The organism is Roseomonas sp. FDAARGOS_362, assembly GCF_002754815.1.
GTDB lineage: Bacteria > Pseudomonadota > Alphaproteobacteria > Acetobacterales > Acetobacteraceae > Roseomonas > Roseomonas mucosa.
The window spans coordinates 3,093,920-3,108,009 of sequence record NZ_CP024588.1; the positions used below are offsets into that span (position 1 = coordinate 3,093,920).

At 69.4% G+C, this 14,090-nt stretch carries 13 protein-coding genes; 10 read left to right on the top strand and 3 right to left on the bottom strand.

Annotated features, from left to right (window positions below; all coding sequences use genetic code 11):
- Nucleotides 1–45: 45 nt before the first annotated feature.
- On the bottom strand, nucleotides 46–804 hold the full coding sequence (locus CTJ15_RS18725) for a GNAT family N-acetyltransferase (protein ID WP_019461380.1): 759 nt from the start codon (nucleotides 802–804) through the stop codon (nucleotides 46–48).
- 361 nt (nucleotides 805–1,165) lie between these two features.
- On the opposite strand from CTJ15_RS18725, the gene rho reads away from it, so the two are divergent.
- From rho to CTJ15_RS18740, 3 genes are all read left to right on the top strand, one after another.
- Nucleotides 1,166–2,449, top strand: a complete 1,284-nt coding sequence (gene rho, locus CTJ15_RS18730) for a transcription termination factor Rho (RefSeq protein WP_019461381.1) — start codon at nucleotides 1,166–1,168, stop codon at nucleotides 2,447–2,449.
- Between the two features lie 374 nt (nucleotides 2,450–2,823).
- Nucleotides 2,824–3,030: a hypothetical protein gene (locus CTJ15_RS18735; RefSeq protein ID WP_075821305.1), complete on the top strand. Its 207-nt coding sequence runs from the start codon at nucleotides 2,824–2,826 to the stop codon at nucleotides 3,028–3,030.
- A complete protein-coding gene (locus CTJ15_RS18740) occupies nucleotides 3,030–4,487 on the top strand; it encodes an Asp-tRNA(Asn)/Glu-tRNA(Gln) amidotransferase GatCAB subunit A (RefSeq protein WP_083755346.1) in 1,458 nt (485 codons plus the stop codon). Before CTJ15_RS18735 ends, CTJ15_RS18740 begins: the two co-directional genes overlap by 1 nt.
- A gap of 261 nt (nucleotides 4,488–4,748) precedes the next feature.
- On the opposite strand, the gene CTJ15_RS18745 is transcribed toward CTJ15_RS18740, so the two are convergent.
- Nucleotides 4,749–6,164, bottom strand: a complete 1,416-nt coding sequence (locus CTJ15_RS18745) for an Asp-tRNA(Asn)/Glu-tRNA(Gln) amidotransferase GatCAB subunit A (protein ID WP_075821304.1) — start codon at nucleotides 6,162–6,164, stop codon at nucleotides 4,749–4,751.
- On the bottom strand, nucleotides 6,161–6,364 hold the full coding sequence (locus CTJ15_RS18750) for a hypothetical protein (RefSeq protein WP_019461385.1): 204 nt from the start codon (nucleotides 6,362–6,364) through the stop codon (nucleotides 6,161–6,163). Before CTJ15_RS18750 ends, CTJ15_RS18745 begins: the two co-directional genes overlap by 4 nt.
- 361 nt (nucleotides 6,365–6,725) lie before the next feature.
- Here CTJ15_RS18750 and CTJ15_RS18755 point away from each other — a divergent pair, with 361 nt between their 5' ends.
- The 7 genes from CTJ15_RS18755 to CTJ15_RS18785 are packed head-to-tail and all read left to right on the top strand — an operon-like array spanning nucleotide 6,726 to nucleotide 14,049.
- A complete protein-coding gene (locus tag CTJ15_RS18755; protein WP_019461386.1) occupies nucleotides 6,726–8,330 on the top strand; it encodes an ABC transporter substrate-binding protein in 1,605 nt (534 codons plus the stop codon).
- A 13-nt stretch (nucleotides 8,331–8,343) separates the two neighbouring features.
- A complete protein-coding gene (locus CTJ15_RS18760) occupies nucleotides 8,344–9,291 on the top strand; it encodes an ABC transporter permease (protein WP_019461387.1) in 948 nt (315 codons plus the stop codon).
- Nucleotides 9,292–9,304: 13 nt separating this feature from the next.
- Nucleotides 9,305–10,210 carry an ABC transporter permease gene (locus tag CTJ15_RS18765; RefSeq protein WP_019461388.1) on the top strand — a complete coding sequence of 302 codons (906 nt, stop codon included), beginning with the start codon at nucleotides 9,305–9,307 and terminating at the stop codon, nucleotides 10,208–10,210.
- Nucleotides 10,211–10,215: 5 nt separating this feature from the next.
- Nucleotides 10,216–11,307, top strand: a complete 1,092-nt coding sequence (locus tag CTJ15_RS18770) for an ABC transporter ATP-binding protein (protein ID WP_075821314.1) — start codon at nucleotides 10,216–10,218, stop codon at nucleotides 11,305–11,307.
- 14 nt (nucleotides 11,308–11,321) lie between these two features.
- Nucleotides 11,322–12,320: an ABC transporter ATP-binding protein gene (locus CTJ15_RS18775; protein ID WP_099781832.1), complete on the top strand. Its 999-nt coding sequence runs from the start codon at nucleotides 11,322–11,324 to the stop codon at nucleotides 12,318–12,320.
- A 23-nt stretch (nucleotides 12,321–12,343) separates the two neighbouring features.
- Nucleotides 12,344–13,054: an isochorismatase family protein gene (locus CTJ15_RS18780; RefSeq protein ID WP_075821302.1), complete on the top strand. Its 711-nt coding sequence runs from the start codon at nucleotides 12,344–12,346 to the stop codon at nucleotides 13,052–13,054.
- A complete protein-coding gene (locus CTJ15_RS18785; protein ID WP_075821301.1) occupies nucleotides 13,051–14,049 on the top strand; it encodes an asparaginase in 999 nt (332 codons plus the stop codon). Before CTJ15_RS18780 ends, CTJ15_RS18785 begins: the two co-directional genes overlap by 4 nt.
- Nucleotides 14,050–14,090 lie beyond the last annotated feature (41 nt).

A 14,090-nucleotide genomic window follows, 5' to 3' on the forward strand; every position in this document is an offset into this window, starting at 1 on the left:
AGCGTGGACCGCGGCGGCGAGGGAGGCGGCTGTCCGTGTCGGCGTTCAGCCGCGCAGAAAATAGGTATAGCGGTAGACCTCAACGAGGCCGAGGCGGGCGTAGAGGTCCCGCGCGCCGGTGTTGGAGGGCGAGACCTGCAGCCAGGCGGTGGTCGCTCCCAGCCCCGCCGCCCAGGCCGCCCCGGCGGCGAGGACACGCTGCGCCAGGCCCCGACGGCGGAAGCGCGGGTCGGTCGCCACGTCGAAGATGCCGCAGAGCGCCGCATCCGCGACCACATGCGCGCAGGCCGCGGGCAGGCCATCCTCCCGCCGCAGCAGCCAGCGGCCGGGGCGGGCCAGCATGGCGCCGCCGCCGGCCTTTTCCGCGCGGCGTGCCTCGGTCTGGTATTCCGCCGTGGCCAGTACGGAAAGCCAGTCCTCCGCCGGGCTGTCCAGCAGCTCGACGCCCGCGCCAGCCGCCTCGGCCAGCGGGCGCAGCGGACCGGCCATCACGCAGGCGCCTTCATGTTCCACATAGCCGCGGGCCAGCAGCGCAGGCTTCAGCCCCGGCGGGTCGAGCGGCGTAGAGCGGAAGCGGACCGGCAGGCCCATCCGGGCGAAGTCGGCCTCCATCCGGTCCAGCCGCGCCTCCAGCCCGGGATCGGGCGAGGGGTCGAGCGAGCAGGCGGCGTTCGCCCGTCCCGTGCCGTTCAGGAAGCCGCGGAGCACGAAGCCGCCATCCCAGGCCAGGCGCGGCGCCGGAACGGCGGTCAGGGCGGCACGTTCCAGGGTCAGGACATCGGCGGAGGGGGGTTCGGCGGGCAAGGGGTCGGGCTCCGGGTGGCGGGTTTCTCCCGCCTCCCATGGCATGGCGGGGCTGGCAAGCGGGATGCCGGCCCGGAATTCCCCGTTTTTCCTGCAAAAACCGCGTTTTCCGATTGACGCCTGACGCAACTCACCTTATCTGTCCCATCGCTTCCCATAGGGGCGGCGGGCCTGCCGGCCTTCGCCGCTCTCCCTCCTCGCACATCGGGACATTGTCGGACGTGCCGCTTCTCGTAAGTCGGGCGCGCCGTTCTGGCAACACAGTCGTCCTGCCTTGGACCAATCCCTTGGTCCGCCGTGGGCCGGACGGCTCACCGGGAAGGGTCCCGCCCTCCCTGTCGATGACGGATACGTCCGCCGCATGCATCTTTCCGAACTGAAGGCCAAGAGCCCCGGCGACCTTCTCGCTTTCGCCGAGTCGCTTGAGATCGAGAACGCCTCCTCCCTGCGCAAGCAGGATATCATGTATGCCATTCTCAAGAACCTGGCCGAGAAAGACCAGGCGATCCACGGGGATGGCACGCTGGAGATCCTGCCCGACGGCTTCGGCTTCCTCCGCAGCCCGCAGGCCAACTTCCTGCCCGGGCCCGACGACATCTACGTCTCCCCCACGCAGGTGCGCCGCTTCGGCCTGCGCACCGGCGACACGGTGGAAGGCCAGATCCGGGCGCCGAAGGATGGCGAGCGCTACTTCGCCCTGCTGAAGGTCGAGGCGATCAACTTCGAGCCGCCCGAGGCGCTCAAGCACCGCATCAACTTCGACAACCTCACGCCGCTCTACCCGACCCGGCGCCTGCGGATGGAGAATGCCGAGTTGGAGGCCGCCCAGGCCAACAACAAGGGTCCCACCAAGGACAACACCCACCGGGTCATCGACCTTGTGGCGCCGATCGGCATGGGCCAGCGCGCCCTGATCGTGGCGCCGCCGCGCACCGGCAAGACGGTGATGCTGCAGAACATCGCCAAGTCGATCTCGGCCAACCATCCGGAAGTCTTCCTGATGGTGCTGCTGATCGACGAGCGTCCGGAGGAGGTCACCGACATGGCCCGCACCGTACGCGGCGAGGTCGTGGCCTCCACCTTCGACGAACCCGCCACCCGCCACGTGCAGGTGACGGAGATGGTGCTGGAGAAGGCGAAGCGCCTGGTCGAGCACAAGCGCGACGTGGTGATCCTGCTGGACTCCATCACCCGCCTGGGCCGTGCCTACAACTCCGTGGTGCCGTCCTCGGGCAAGGTGCTGACCGGCGGCGTGGACGCCAACGCCCTGCAGCGCCCGAAGCGCTTCTTCGGCGCCGCGCGCAACATCGAGGAAGGCGGCTCGCTGACCATCATCGCCACGGCGCTGATCGACACGGGTTCGCGCATGGACGAGGTGATCTTCGAGGAGTTCAAGGGCACCGGCAACTGCGAGATCGTGCTGGACCGCAAGCTCTCCGACAAGCGCGTCTTCCCGGCGATCGACATCACCAAGTCCGGCACCCGCAAGGAAGAGGTCCTGGTGGAGCGTTCCACCCTGTCCAAGATGTGGGTGCTGCGCCGCATCCTGAACCCGATGGGCACGCAGGACGCGATGGAGTTCCTTCTGGACAAGCTGAAGTACAGCAAGTCCAACCAGGATTTCTTCGACGCGATGAATACCTGACCGGCCCGTCCGGTCCCTTTCCGAGCCCCGCCCGGTCCGCCTGGCGGGGCTTCTCGTTTCTGCCTTCCGGTTCCTTCCGGGAAGGTCCTCTTCTCTCCGGTTCCTGCGTGACCGCACCATCCGGCGCGGGCGGAAGTGCACGGCTCCGGAAGATCAAGGAAGCGGCATTTTCCCTCTCCATCGACTTGCAGGCACGTTGGATCGGCAAGTTGCATGAATTCTGTTCAAGAATTCGGCGAAACAGGGTCCGCTCCGGCATTTAGCCAGCCGCCCAGGGCATTTTGTCCCTCAGGCCCCGGTTGATTCGGGTGCAGTCTCCCGGCCCATCGCAACGCAGGCCGGAACTCTCCTGCGTAGTCGAGGGGAAAGCGACGATGGACGAAGCCCTGGTGAAGCGCGTGGCGGAGGATATCCGCCTCTGGACGGGCGTCGAACTGCCCAACGAGACCGGCCGCCAGATGGCGTCGATGGACATCCCGAAGCTGACCGCCGATTTCGAGGCGCTGCGCGGCACGCTGCGCTTCGAGGACGAGCCCTCCTCCTTCGAGGCGGCGCTGCAAGGCTGCAAGGAAGGCGCGTGATGGACGCCGTGCCGATGGTCCCCCCGATGGTCACCACGGACGGCCTCGCCGGGCTGAGCCTCGCCGAGGCGGCGGATGCCTTCGCCAGGGGCGAGGTCACGGCCACCGCGCTGACCCGGGCCTGCCTGGACCGCATCGAGGCCCATGAGCCGGCGATCAACGCCACCACCTGGATCGAGCGCGAGGCCGCGCTGGAAGCTGCCGCCGCCGCCGACAAGGCGCGTGCCGCCGGCATCGCCCCCGGCCCGCTGGCCGGCGTGCCGATGGCGCACAAGGACATGTACTACAAGGCGGGCAAGCTCTCGACCTGCGGCTCCGCCATTCGCGGCGACTTCCGCCCGGACTACACCGCCACGGTGATCGAGCGGCTGGAAGGCGCCGGCGCCATCACCATGGGCGGCCTGAACATGGCGGAGTTCGCGCAGAACCCGACCGGCCATAACCGGCACTTCGGCGACTGCCTGAACCCCTGGAACGGCGACTACATCACCGGCGGCTCCTCCTCCGGCTCCGGTGCCGCCGTCTCCGCCCGCTTCGCCTTCATGGCGCTCGGCTCCGACACCGGCGGCTCGATCCGCCTACCGGCCTCGGCCTGCGGCGTGGTGGGCCTCAAGCCGACGCAGACCCGCGTCAGCCGCCATGGCGTGATGCCGCTCTCCTTCTCCTGCGACAATGTTGGCCCGCTGGTCCGCACCGTGCGCGACTGCGCCCGGGTGATGGGCGTCATCGCCGGCCATGATCCGAAGGACCCGACCAGCGCGAAGGAGGCCGTTCCCGACTACGAGGCCGCGCTGACCGGCGACCTGCGCGGCCAGCGCATCGGCGTGGCGGAAACCTGGTTCCTCGACGGCGCCGACCCGGACATCCTGGCGGCCTTCGATGCCGCGATCGAGGTGCTGCGCGGCCGCGGCGCCACCGTCACCCGCATCAGCCTGCCGGTGATGGAACAGGTGCTGACCTACGGCTCCGTCGTCAGCCGCAGCGAGGGCCCGGCCATCCACGCCAACTGGATGCGCGAGCGCCCTGGCGACTACGCCAACCACCTCAGCGGCCGCATGTTCCCGGGCTATGCCATCCCGGCCAGCTACTACATCGAGGCGCTGAGCCGGCGCGGCCCGGTGCTCAAGACCTTCTGCGACGAGGTCTTCTCGCAGGTGGACGTGCTCGCCATGCCCACCATCCCGCGCAAGATCCCGACGCGCGCGGAATGCCGCATCGACGGCGGCGACCCCGAGGCCATCCGCCGCTTCGGCCTGATCACGCAGAACACGCGGCCGATCAACTATCTCGGCCTGCCCGGGCTGAGCGTGCATTGCGGCTTCGACGACCGCGGCCTGCCCGTCGGCCTCCAGCTCGTCGGCCGCCCCTTCGCCGAGGCCCGCCTCATGACCGTCGGCGACGCCTACCAGCGCGACACCGACTGGCACAACCGCGTGCCGGCACTCGGCGCTGCATGATCATGCCGGGGCCAGAGGGGCTCTGCCCCCCTGGACACTCCGCCCAGGGACGGGCGAAGCAGTGCTTCGCCCCCATGGGAACCCCGTGAACGCTCCGCGAGGAGGGGTGATGGCCAGCCGGTCGCCAACTGGCGCAACGGCAGTCGAAGCCCCTCCTTGCGGAGCGCTCATGGCGGGGTCTCGGGGGGATAACATCCCCCTGAGCGGCCCCTCCTTCAGCAAAGGGTCCGGGAGGCAGAGCCTCCCGGTTCCCGGGCCGGATCATTCCGCCGCGAGCAGGGCCGGGGCGGTGGCGCCCCAGCTGGCGGTGGCCTTCTCGACGGCGCGGCCGACGCGGAGGAGCGTGGCCTCGTCGAAGGGGCGGCCGACGAGCTGTGCGGAAAGCGGCAGGCCGGAGGCGGAGAGGCCGGCCGGCATGGAGAGGGCGGGATTGCCCGTGACGTTGAAGGGCATGCTCTGGATCGGCCAGAACACAGGTCGGTCCGGCGGGCAATCGGCGAAGGCGGGGGCCGGGCCAAGGGCGCAGGCGGTGAGCAGCACGTCGTACGTCTTCAGCGCCTCGCGGTTCACCGCCAGGGAGAGTTCCCGGCGCAGGCGCTGGGCCTGGATATAGTCCGCGCTGCTGATCGCGGCGCCGGTGACGATGCGCATGAGGAAGAGTTCGCCGTAGTCCTCCGGTCGCTCCCGCAGGTCCTTCTCGTGGATGGCAAAGGCCTCGGCGGTCAGGATCACGCGGCCACAGGCGTTGAAGAGGGCGTAGTCGGGGAGCGTGACCTCCTCGACGATCGCGCCCGCCGCCTCCAGCGCCTGGCCGACGCGCTCGATCGCGTCATAGACCTCGGGCGAGAGCCCCTCGGCATCGCGGTAGAGGTTGCGCGGCATGCCGATGCGCAGGCCGGCAACGCCGTCCTCCAGCCCGCTGCGCAGATCGGCCTTCGGCTTGTCGGCGCTGGCGGGATCGAGCGGGTCGAAGCCGGCCAGCAACTCGGTGGTGATCGCCGCGTCCTCGACGCTGCGCGTCAGCGGTCCGCAATGGTCGAGCGTGTAGGAAAGCGGGAAGACGCCGCGCCGGCTGATCAGCCCGTAGGTCGGCTTGAGCCCCACCGTACCGCAATAGGCGGCGGGGCCGCGGATCGAGCCACCGGTGTCGGAGCCCATCGCCATGCGCACCATCCCGGCCGCGACGGCGGCGCCGGAGCCGGAGGAGGAACCGCCGGTGATATGGCCGGTGTTCCAGGGGTTGCGCGCGGGCGGAAAGGGGAGGTCGAAGCTCGGCCCGCCCATGGCGAATTCATGCGTCGCCAGCTTGCCCAGCAGCACGCCGCCGCCCGAGGCGAGCTTCGCCGCCACGACGCTGTCCCGTCCGGGAACGTTGTCGATCAGCAGCTTGGAATGGCAGGTCGTGCGGATGCCGGCGGTGTCGTAGATGTCCTTCAGCGCATAGGGGATGCCGTGCATCGGCCCATGATCGGTGCCGGCGGCGAGCTCGGCATCCGCGCGCGCCGCATCCTCCAGGGCACGCTCCTCCGTGACCAGCACGAAGGCGTGCAGGGCGCCATCGAGCTTCGCGATCCGGTCCAGCGCATGCCGCGTCAGGGTGGCGGAGGTGAGGCTGCCGTCGCGCAGCTTCGCCCCGGCTTCGGCGATGGAGAGGTCTTCCAGCTTCGCGTCGCTCACGGCGTCTGCTCCCGCGTGATGGTGTCCAGGACATAGACGCCCGCCGGCTCGGCGGCGGCGGTGCGCGGCTGGCGCAGGATCGGCATCATCTTCTGCAGGTCGCGATGGGTGGCGAGCACGCCGGCATAGCGTCCCGGCGGCAGGGTGATGCCGGCGCGCGAGAGCGCCATGTCCAGTTCGGGATCGGCTTCGGTCGTCATGGGGGGACTCCGGCAGGGGCCTGTCAGGCCAAGCGAGGAACGGCACGAGGTTACGTCCGCGCCACCGGTCTGTCGCGCCCAAAGAAACGGCAGACCTCAGCATCTTCCCAATGCCGGACAGAAACGAAAGCCGTTGTTCCGGCAGTGAAAGCGGCGTGCGGCCCGGGAACCGACGCGAGTCTGGCGCGTGCCGCGCCATGCCTGCCGGGAAGAGCGCCACCCCGCGTGACACGGGTCATGGTCCATCTCGTTCCGCCGGTGCGCGCCGCCGGACGGCCGCTTCGCGCGAGTTGTGGCATGGCGATTGCAGATGCCGGTCGGCAGAGCTTCCGATCCGTCCTGCCGGGACCAAGGAGAGAAGATGACGGTGCCATCCCTGCGCCTGGGTGCGACGCGGCTTTGTGCGACCTTGGGCCTGATGACCGCGCTGCTGGGCACCGCTGCGCCCGCATCGGCGGAAACTGTGCTGCGTGTGGCCATGACGGCGGGCGACATCCCGCTCACCGCCGGCATCCCGGACCAGGGCTTCGAGGGCTGGCGCTTCGTCGGCTACAACCTCTACGATTCCCTGATCCTCTGGGACCTGTCGAAGGGCGACAGGATCGCCGATATCAAGCCGGGCCTGGCCACCGAGTGGCATGTCGATCCGGGCAACAGCCGGCGCTGGATCTTCACCCTGCGCAAGGGCGTGAAGTTCCATGACGGCAGCGACTTCAACGCGAAGTCGGTGATCTGGAACTTCGAGCGCATGACCAAGGAAGGCGCGCCGCAGTTCAACGCGCAGCAGTTCGCCTTCGCCCGCAGCTACCTGACCAATTTCGCGGGTGTCGAGCAGATCGACGACTATACCGTCGCTTTCACCACCAAGCAGCCGGACAGCATCTTTCCCTACAACCTGTCCTTCCTGATGATGGTCAGCCCCGCGCGGTCGGAGGAGCTGAAGAACGACGCCAACGCCTTCGCCAAGAACCCCTCGGGCACGGGTCCCTACCGCTTCTCCCGCATGGTGCCGGGTGAGCGGCTGGAGATGGTGCCGAACAAGGACTACTGGGACAAGGCCCGCATCCCGAAGCAGGACCGTCTGGTGCTGCTGCCGATGCCGGAGGCCTCGACCCGCACCGCCTCGCTGCTTTCCGGCCAGGTGGACTGGATCGAGGCTCCGGCGCCCGACACCATCCCGCGCCTGAAATCCTCCGGGATGCAGGTAATCACCAACGCCTATCCGCACAACTGGGCCTACCAGCTCAACTTCGTGGACAAGCCCTTCAACGACATCCGGGTGCGGCAGGCGGCGAACTACGCGATCAACCGCGACGACATGGTGGAGATGCTGGGCGGCATCGCCCTGCCGGGCTACGCCACCGTGCCGCCCTCCACCGCCTACTACGGCAAGCCGGTGAAGTACGAGTACAACCCGGACAAGGCCAAGGCGCTGCTGAAGGAGGCGGGCTGCGTCCCCTGCAACGTCACCTTCGCCATCTCCACCTCCGGCTCCGGCCAGATGCAGCCGCTGCCGATGAACGAGCTGGTGAAGGCGCAGCTGGAGGAGGTCGGCTTCAAGGTCAACCTCCAGGTCATGGACTGGAACGCGCTGCTGCAGGTGGGCCGCGAGGGCGTGGACAAGCACCACGACATCAACGGCATCAACATCACCCGCGCGACGCAGGACCCGTTCAACGGGATGTTCCGCTTCATCATGAAGTCGCAGTGGTCGCCGGCGGGCAGCAACTGGGGGCATTTCGAGGACCCGCAGACCGACCAGCTGGTCGCGGAGGCCATGAACACCTTCGATGCGGAGAAGCGCCTGCCGATCCTGACCAGGATCCACGAGCGCATGAACGAGCAGGCCGTGATGATCTGGGTGGCGCATGACCTGAACCCGCGCGCCCTGTCGCCCAAGGTGAAGGGCTTCGTGCAGGCACAGAGCTGGTTCCAGGACCTGACGCAAGTCACCGTGCAGCCCTGATAGGGACAGCCCCATGCTGGTCTACGTCCAACGCCGTCTGCTGGCCGTCCTGCCGATCGCGCTGGGCGTGTCCATCATCTGCTTCCTGCTGGTCTATCTCGCACCCGGCGATCCGTTGCAGACCATGCTGCCGCCGGATGCGGATGCCGAGACGGTGGCGAAGCTGAAGCAGCTCTACGGCCTCGACCGGCCGCTGCCGGTCCAGTACCTCTCCTGGCTCGGCAACGTGCTGACCGGCGATCTCGGGCGCTCCATCGCCACGGGGCGTCCGGTGCTGGAGGAGATCCTGCGCTCCCTCGGCAACACCGTGCTGCTGTCCCTGCTCGCGGTGCTGATCGCCTTCCCGGTGGCCCTCGCGCTCGGCGCCATCGCCGGCTACCGCGCCGGAAGCTGGCTGGACCGCATGGTCACCGGCACCGCCATCCTCGGCGTCTCGGTGCCGAACTACTGGCTCGGCATCGTGCTCGTGATCCTCTTCTCGGTGGAGGCGCAGATCCTGCCCGCCTCCGGCATGGGGCCGGGCGGCTCCGCCTCGATCGGCCTGCACACCGTGCCCTTCATGATCCTGCCGGTGATCACCCTGTCGATGATCCCGGTCGGCATCATCGCCCGCACCGCGCGCTCCGCGATCACCGAGGTGATGGCGCAGGAATTCGTCACCACCCTGCGCGCCAACGGGCTGCCGGAAAGCAAGGCGATCCGCCACGTGCTCAAGAACGCCCTGCCGCCGATCCTGGCGGTGATGGGGCTGCAGTTCGGCGCGCTGATGGGCGGCTCGATCCTGGTGGAGACGGTCTTCGCCTGGCCGGGCACCGGCTTCCTGCTCAGCAAGGCCATCCTGACGCGCGACATCCCCGTGCTCCAGGGGACCATCCTGGTCCTGGCCATGATCTTCGTGGTGACCAACCTCGCCGTCGATCTGGTGCAGACCGCCATCGACCCCCGAATCAAGCGTGTCTGAGGAGAGCGGCGCCATGAGCAGCACCACCGCCGGCCGGGCCTCCGCCGCGGCCGTCCCGGACAGCATTGGCCTTCCCAGGGTCCGCGGCTACTGGGGCACCGTCGGCTACCGCCTGCGCTACGACTACGTGACCATCTTCTTCGGCCTGGTCCTGCTGGCGATCGTCCTGCTGGCCGTGGCGGCGCCCTGGCTGGCGCCCTTCGATCCCTACAAGGAAAGCATCGTCCGCCGCCTGAAGCCCCCCGGCTACATGGGCCATGCCCTGGGCACGGACGAACTGGGGCGCGACATGCTCTCCCGCCTCCTCTACGGCGGGCGGCTGACGCTGCTGATGGGCTTCGTCCCCGTGGCCATCGCCACCGCGGTTGGCGGCGGGCTGGGCGTGCTGGCCGGCCTCGCCGGCGGCCGCGTCAACACGCTGATCATGCGGGTGATGGACGTCTTCTACGCCTTCCCCTCCATCCTGCTCGCGGTCGCCATCTCGGGGGCCATGGGCGGCGGCATCGGCAACGCCTTCATCGCCCTGTCCCTCGTCTTCATCCCGCCGCTCTGCCGCATCGCGGAAAGCGCCACCACCCAGGTCCGCTCGCTGGATTTCGTGGATGCGGCGCGCGCCACCGGCGCCGGCATCCACCTCGTGCTCTGGCACCATGTGCTGGGCAACGTGCTCGGCCCGGTGCTGGTCTATGCCTCCGGCATGATCAGCGTCGGCATCCTGCTCGGCTCGGGACTCTCCTTCCTCGGCCTGGGCGTGAAGCCGCCGGAGCCTGACTGGGGCCTGATGCTGAACACGCTGCGCCAGTCGATCTACGTGAACCCGCTGGTCGCCGCCATGCCCGGCATCGCGATCTTCGTCACCTCGGTCAGCGTCAACATGGTCAGCGACGGGCTGCGCGCCGCCATGGATGTCCGGATCTGATGCGCATGAGCCAGACGAGCCTTTCCCCGGCCGCTTTCCACGACCCGCGCGACGTCGGCGGCCCGGCCCAGCCGCTGCTGGACGTGCGCAACCTGCAGAAGCACTTCCCGCTGCGCGGCGGCGCGCTGCAACGCGTCACCGGCCATGTCCGGGCGGTGGACGGCGTGTCCTTCCGCGTCATGAAGGGCGAGACGCTGGGCATCGTGGGCGAATCCGGCTGCGGCAAGTCCACCCTGGCACGGCTTCTCACCCGGCTGATCGTGCCCGACAGCGGCGACCAGATCTTCGATGGCGAGGAGGTCGCGGCCCCGCGCGGCATCTCGGTCGCCGCCATGCGCCGCCAGGTGCAGATGGTGTTCCAGGACTCCGCCTCCTCGCTGAATCCGCGCATGCCGATCCAGGGCTCCGTCGCCTTCGGTCCCATCGCCCATGGCGTGCCGAAGGGGGAGGCCCTGGCCCTGGCGCGGGAGCTGCTGCTGAAGGTCGGCCTGAACCCGGCCCTGTTCGGCCCGCGCTACCCGCACGAGCTTTCGGGCGGGCAGAAGCAGCGCGTGAACATCGCCCGCGCCCTGGCGCTGCGTCCGCGCATGGTGATCCTGGACGAAGCCGTCTCCGCCCTGGACAAGAGCGTCGAGGCACAGGTGCTGAACCTGCTGCGCACGCTGAAGCGGGAGCTGAGCCTCACCTACATCTTCATCAGCCACGACCTCAGCGTGGTGCGCTGGATCAGCGACCGCGTGCTGGTGATGTATCTGGGGCAGGTGGTGGAGATCGGCCCGGCCGAGGACATCTACCGCGCCCCGAAGCACCCCTACACGCGGGCGCTGCTGGCCTCCCATCCCTCCATGGACCCGGACCACCGGATGGAGGAGCCGCCGCTGACCGGCGATCCGCCCAACCCGATCAACCCGCCTTCCGGCTGCCGCTTCCGCACCCGCTGCCCCTTCGCCGAGGAGGTCTGCGCCGCGAGGATGCCGCAACTGGGCGACACCGACGCGCCCGGCGCGCATTGCGCCGCCTGCCACATCCAGGACCCGGGATCGGGGCACAGCCTGGCCGGGCGGGCGGATCTCGTCGCGGCACCGCTGGTGCATTGAGGGGAGGGGCGGGAATGAGCACGGCCGCACCGCTGGTCGAGGTCCAGGACCTCAATGTCCGCTTCGTGACGCGCGAGAGCAAGGTGCGCGCGGTCAACGGCGTCAGCTTCGCCATGGCGCCGGGCGAGGTGCTCTGCATGCTGGGCGAGAGCGGCTCCGGCAAGAGCGTCACCATGCGCGCCCTGATGCGCCTGCTGCCGCCGAAGCGCGCGGTGATCGACGGCAAGGTCCGCATCGCCGGCCAGGACGTGCTGGCGATGGGGGAGAGCGACCTGCGCCGCTTCCGCGGCGGCACCGTCTCCATGATCTTCCAGGAGCCGATGACCGCCTTCGACCCGGTGGCGCGGGTGGGCGACCAGATCGCCGAGGTCGTCGCCCTGCACAAGGGCGTCAGCCACAGGCAGGGCCTCGCCCGGGCGCTGGAGCTCTTCGACCTGGTGAAGATCCCCTCCGCCCAGCGCCGCCTTGACGCCTATCCCTTCGAGCTGTCCGGCGGCCTGCGCCAGCGCGCCATGATCGCCATGGCGCTGAGCTGCGAACCGAAGCTCCTGCTGGCCGACGAGCCCACCACCGCGCTGGACGCCACGGTGCAGATCCAGGTGCTGATCCTGCTGCGCCGCCTGCAGCAGGAGATGGGCATGTCGGTGATCTTCGTGACGCACGACCTGGGCGTCGCCGCCGAGATCGCCGACCGCGTGGCGGTGATGTATGCCGGACGCGTGGTGGAGACCGGCCCGGTGCGCGAGGTGCTGCGCGACCCGTTGCACCCCTATACCGCCGGCCTGCTCGCCTCCACCGTCCACAACCAGCCGCGCGACCGTGACCTGGAGACCATCCCCGGCGCCCCGCCCGACCTGCGCAACCTGCCGCCCGGCTGCAAGTTCGCCCCGCGCTGCTCCCTGGCCGCGGCGGAATGTCTGGACGGCGAGCCCTCCGCCCGCCATCCGGCCATCGGCCGCATGGCGCGCTGCGTGCGCGTGCCCGACGCCGTCCTCACCCCGGAATTCGCCTGACGCACAAGGGAGGGGCAGACTTCATGAACCAAACGCGGATTCCCGATTTCGTCCGCCAGCGCGTGCTGGCCAAGTTCGGCACCGAGCACCGCTTCGCTGATCTCGACCCGGCGCGCACCGCGCTGGTGGTGATCGACATGCAGAACGGCTATCTGGACCCCGGCCTGGCCCATGCCTTCGTGCCGGGCGGCACCGATATCGTGCCGAACATCAACCACCTCGCCGCCACGCTGCGCGCGGCCGGCGGCGCGGTGTACTGGGTGCAGAACGCCTCGGACGAGGAATCCCGCATCGCCTGGTCGGTGCTGGAGGAATCCGTCTCCGAGGCGCAGCGCGCCGCCCGCGTCCGGTCCATGACGCCGGGCAGCCCCGGCCATGCCTTCTGGCCGGGTCTCGACATCCGGGCGGAGGACATGGTCGTCCCGAAGTTCCGCTACAGCGCCTTCATCCCCGGCGCGGCGAAGGGCGGGCCGGATTTCGCCGCCCTGCTGCGCGAGCGCGGCATCGAGACGCTGCTGATCACCGGCACGCTGACCAATATCTGCTGCGAGACTTCCGCCCGCGACGCGATGATGCTGAACTTCCGCGTCATCATGGTCTCGGACGGCAATGCCGCCGTGACCGACGAGGAGCACAACGCGTCTCTCATGAACATCTACCTGACCTTCGGCGACGTGATGAGCACCGCGGAGATCGAGGCCGCGATCGCCCGCAAGGCGGAGGCCGCGGCATGAGCCGGCCGCGCGTCGTCTTCATCGGCACCGGGGGCACCATCTCCTCCCTCGGCAAGGGGCCGCTGGACACGGTGGACTACGGCTCCACCGGCAACATGATGGATGCCGAGGGCATCCTCGCCCGCTTCCCCGAGGTGCAGCTCGTCGCCGATGTCTTCCCGGTGCCGTTCAGCGCCGTGCCCAGCCCGAACATCCATTTCCCGGAATGGAAGGCGCTGGTCCTGCTCTGCGACAAGGTCGTGGCGGAGAATCCGGGCCTTGCCGGCATCGTCATCGGCCACGGCACCGCCTCGCTGGAGGAAACCGCCTACGCCCTCCACCTCGCCGCCAAGGTGCCGGTGCCGATCGTGGTCACCGGCTCGCAGCGCCCGGCCTCCGCCCTGTCCACCGATGCCGGGCTGAACCTGGTGAACGCGGTGCGGGTCGCCGCCGATCCCGGGGCGCGCGGCCTGGGCGTCATGGTCCTGCTGAACGACGAGATCCAGTGCGCGCGCGAGGTCACCAAGACCTCCACCGGCCGGATGCAGACCTTCCGCTCGCCCGATTTCGGCGTGCTGGGGCAGGCGGATGGCGACCGGGTGGTCTGGTACCGCAGGCCGCTGCGGCTCGGGGCGCCGGAGACGGTCTTCGACATCCGCCCCCTCGATTCCCTGCCGCGGGTGGATATCAGCTACGCCTATGCCGGCGCCGACGGCACGGCGGTGCGCGCCTTCCTGGCCGCCGGGGCGAAGGGCATCGTTTCCGCCGGCTTCGCCCCCGGCTTCTGCGGCCCGGGCGACCTGGAGCCGCTGAAGCAGGCGGTGAAGGACGGGGTGATCGTCATCCAGTGCAGCCGCGCCGGCTCCGGCCGCGTCTTCCCCAGCACCAAACTGAAGGAATACGGCTTCCTGACCGCCGACAACCTCAACCCGCAGAAGGCGCGCATCCTCCTCGCCATGGCGCTGACCGTGACGCAGGACCCCGCGGAAGTGGCGAGGATCTTCGCTACCTACTAACCCCGGGGTTGTGTCTTCCCGGCCTCGGCGGCTGGCCAATC

What these genes read in the sequence shown, in the direction of transcription:
- rho (WP_019461381.1), top strand. Translation starts at nt 1,166, where the DNA reads ATGCATCTTTCCGAACTGAAGGCCAAGAGCCCCGGCGACCTTCTCGCT.
- CTJ15_RS18735 (WP_075821305.1), top strand. Translation starts at nt 2,824, where the DNA reads ATGGACGAAGCCCTGGTGAAGCGCGTGGCGGAGGATATCCGCCTCTGG.
- CTJ15_RS18740 (WP_083755346.1), top strand. Translation starts at nt 3,030, where the DNA reads ATGGACGCCGTGCCGATGGTCCCCCCGATGGTCACCACGGACGGCCTC.
- CTJ15_RS18750 (WP_019461385.1), bottom strand. Translation starts at nt 6,364, where the DNA reads ATGACGACCGAAGCCGATCCCGAACTGGACATGGCGCTCTCGCGCGCC.
- CTJ15_RS18755 (WP_019461386.1), top strand. Translation starts at nt 6,726, where the DNA reads ATGACGGTGCCATCCCTGCGCCTGGGTGCGACGCGGCTTTGTGCGACC.
- CTJ15_RS18760 (WP_019461387.1), top strand. Translation starts at nt 8,344, where the DNA reads ATGCTGGTCTACGTCCAACGCCGTCTGCTGGCCGTCCTGCCGATCGCG.
- CTJ15_RS18765 (WP_019461388.1), top strand. Translation starts at nt 9,305, where the DNA reads ATGAGCAGCACCACCGCCGGCCGGGCCTCCGCCGCGGCCGTCCCGGAC.
- CTJ15_RS18770 (WP_075821314.1), top strand. Translation starts at nt 10,216, where the DNA reads ATGAGCCAGACGAGCCTTTCCCCGGCCGCTTTCCACGACCCGCGCGAC.
- CTJ15_RS18775 (WP_099781832.1), top strand. Translation starts at nt 11,322, where the DNA reads ATGAGCACGGCCGCACCGCTGGTCGAGGTCCAGGACCTCAATGTCCGC.
- CTJ15_RS18780 (WP_075821302.1), top strand. Translation starts at nt 12,344, where the DNA reads ATGAACCAAACGCGGATTCCCGATTTCGTCCGCCAGCGCGTGCTGGCC.
- CTJ15_RS18785 (WP_075821301.1), top strand. Translation starts at nt 13,051, where the DNA reads ATGAGCCGGCCGCGCGTCGTCTTCATCGGCACCGGGGGCACCATCTCC.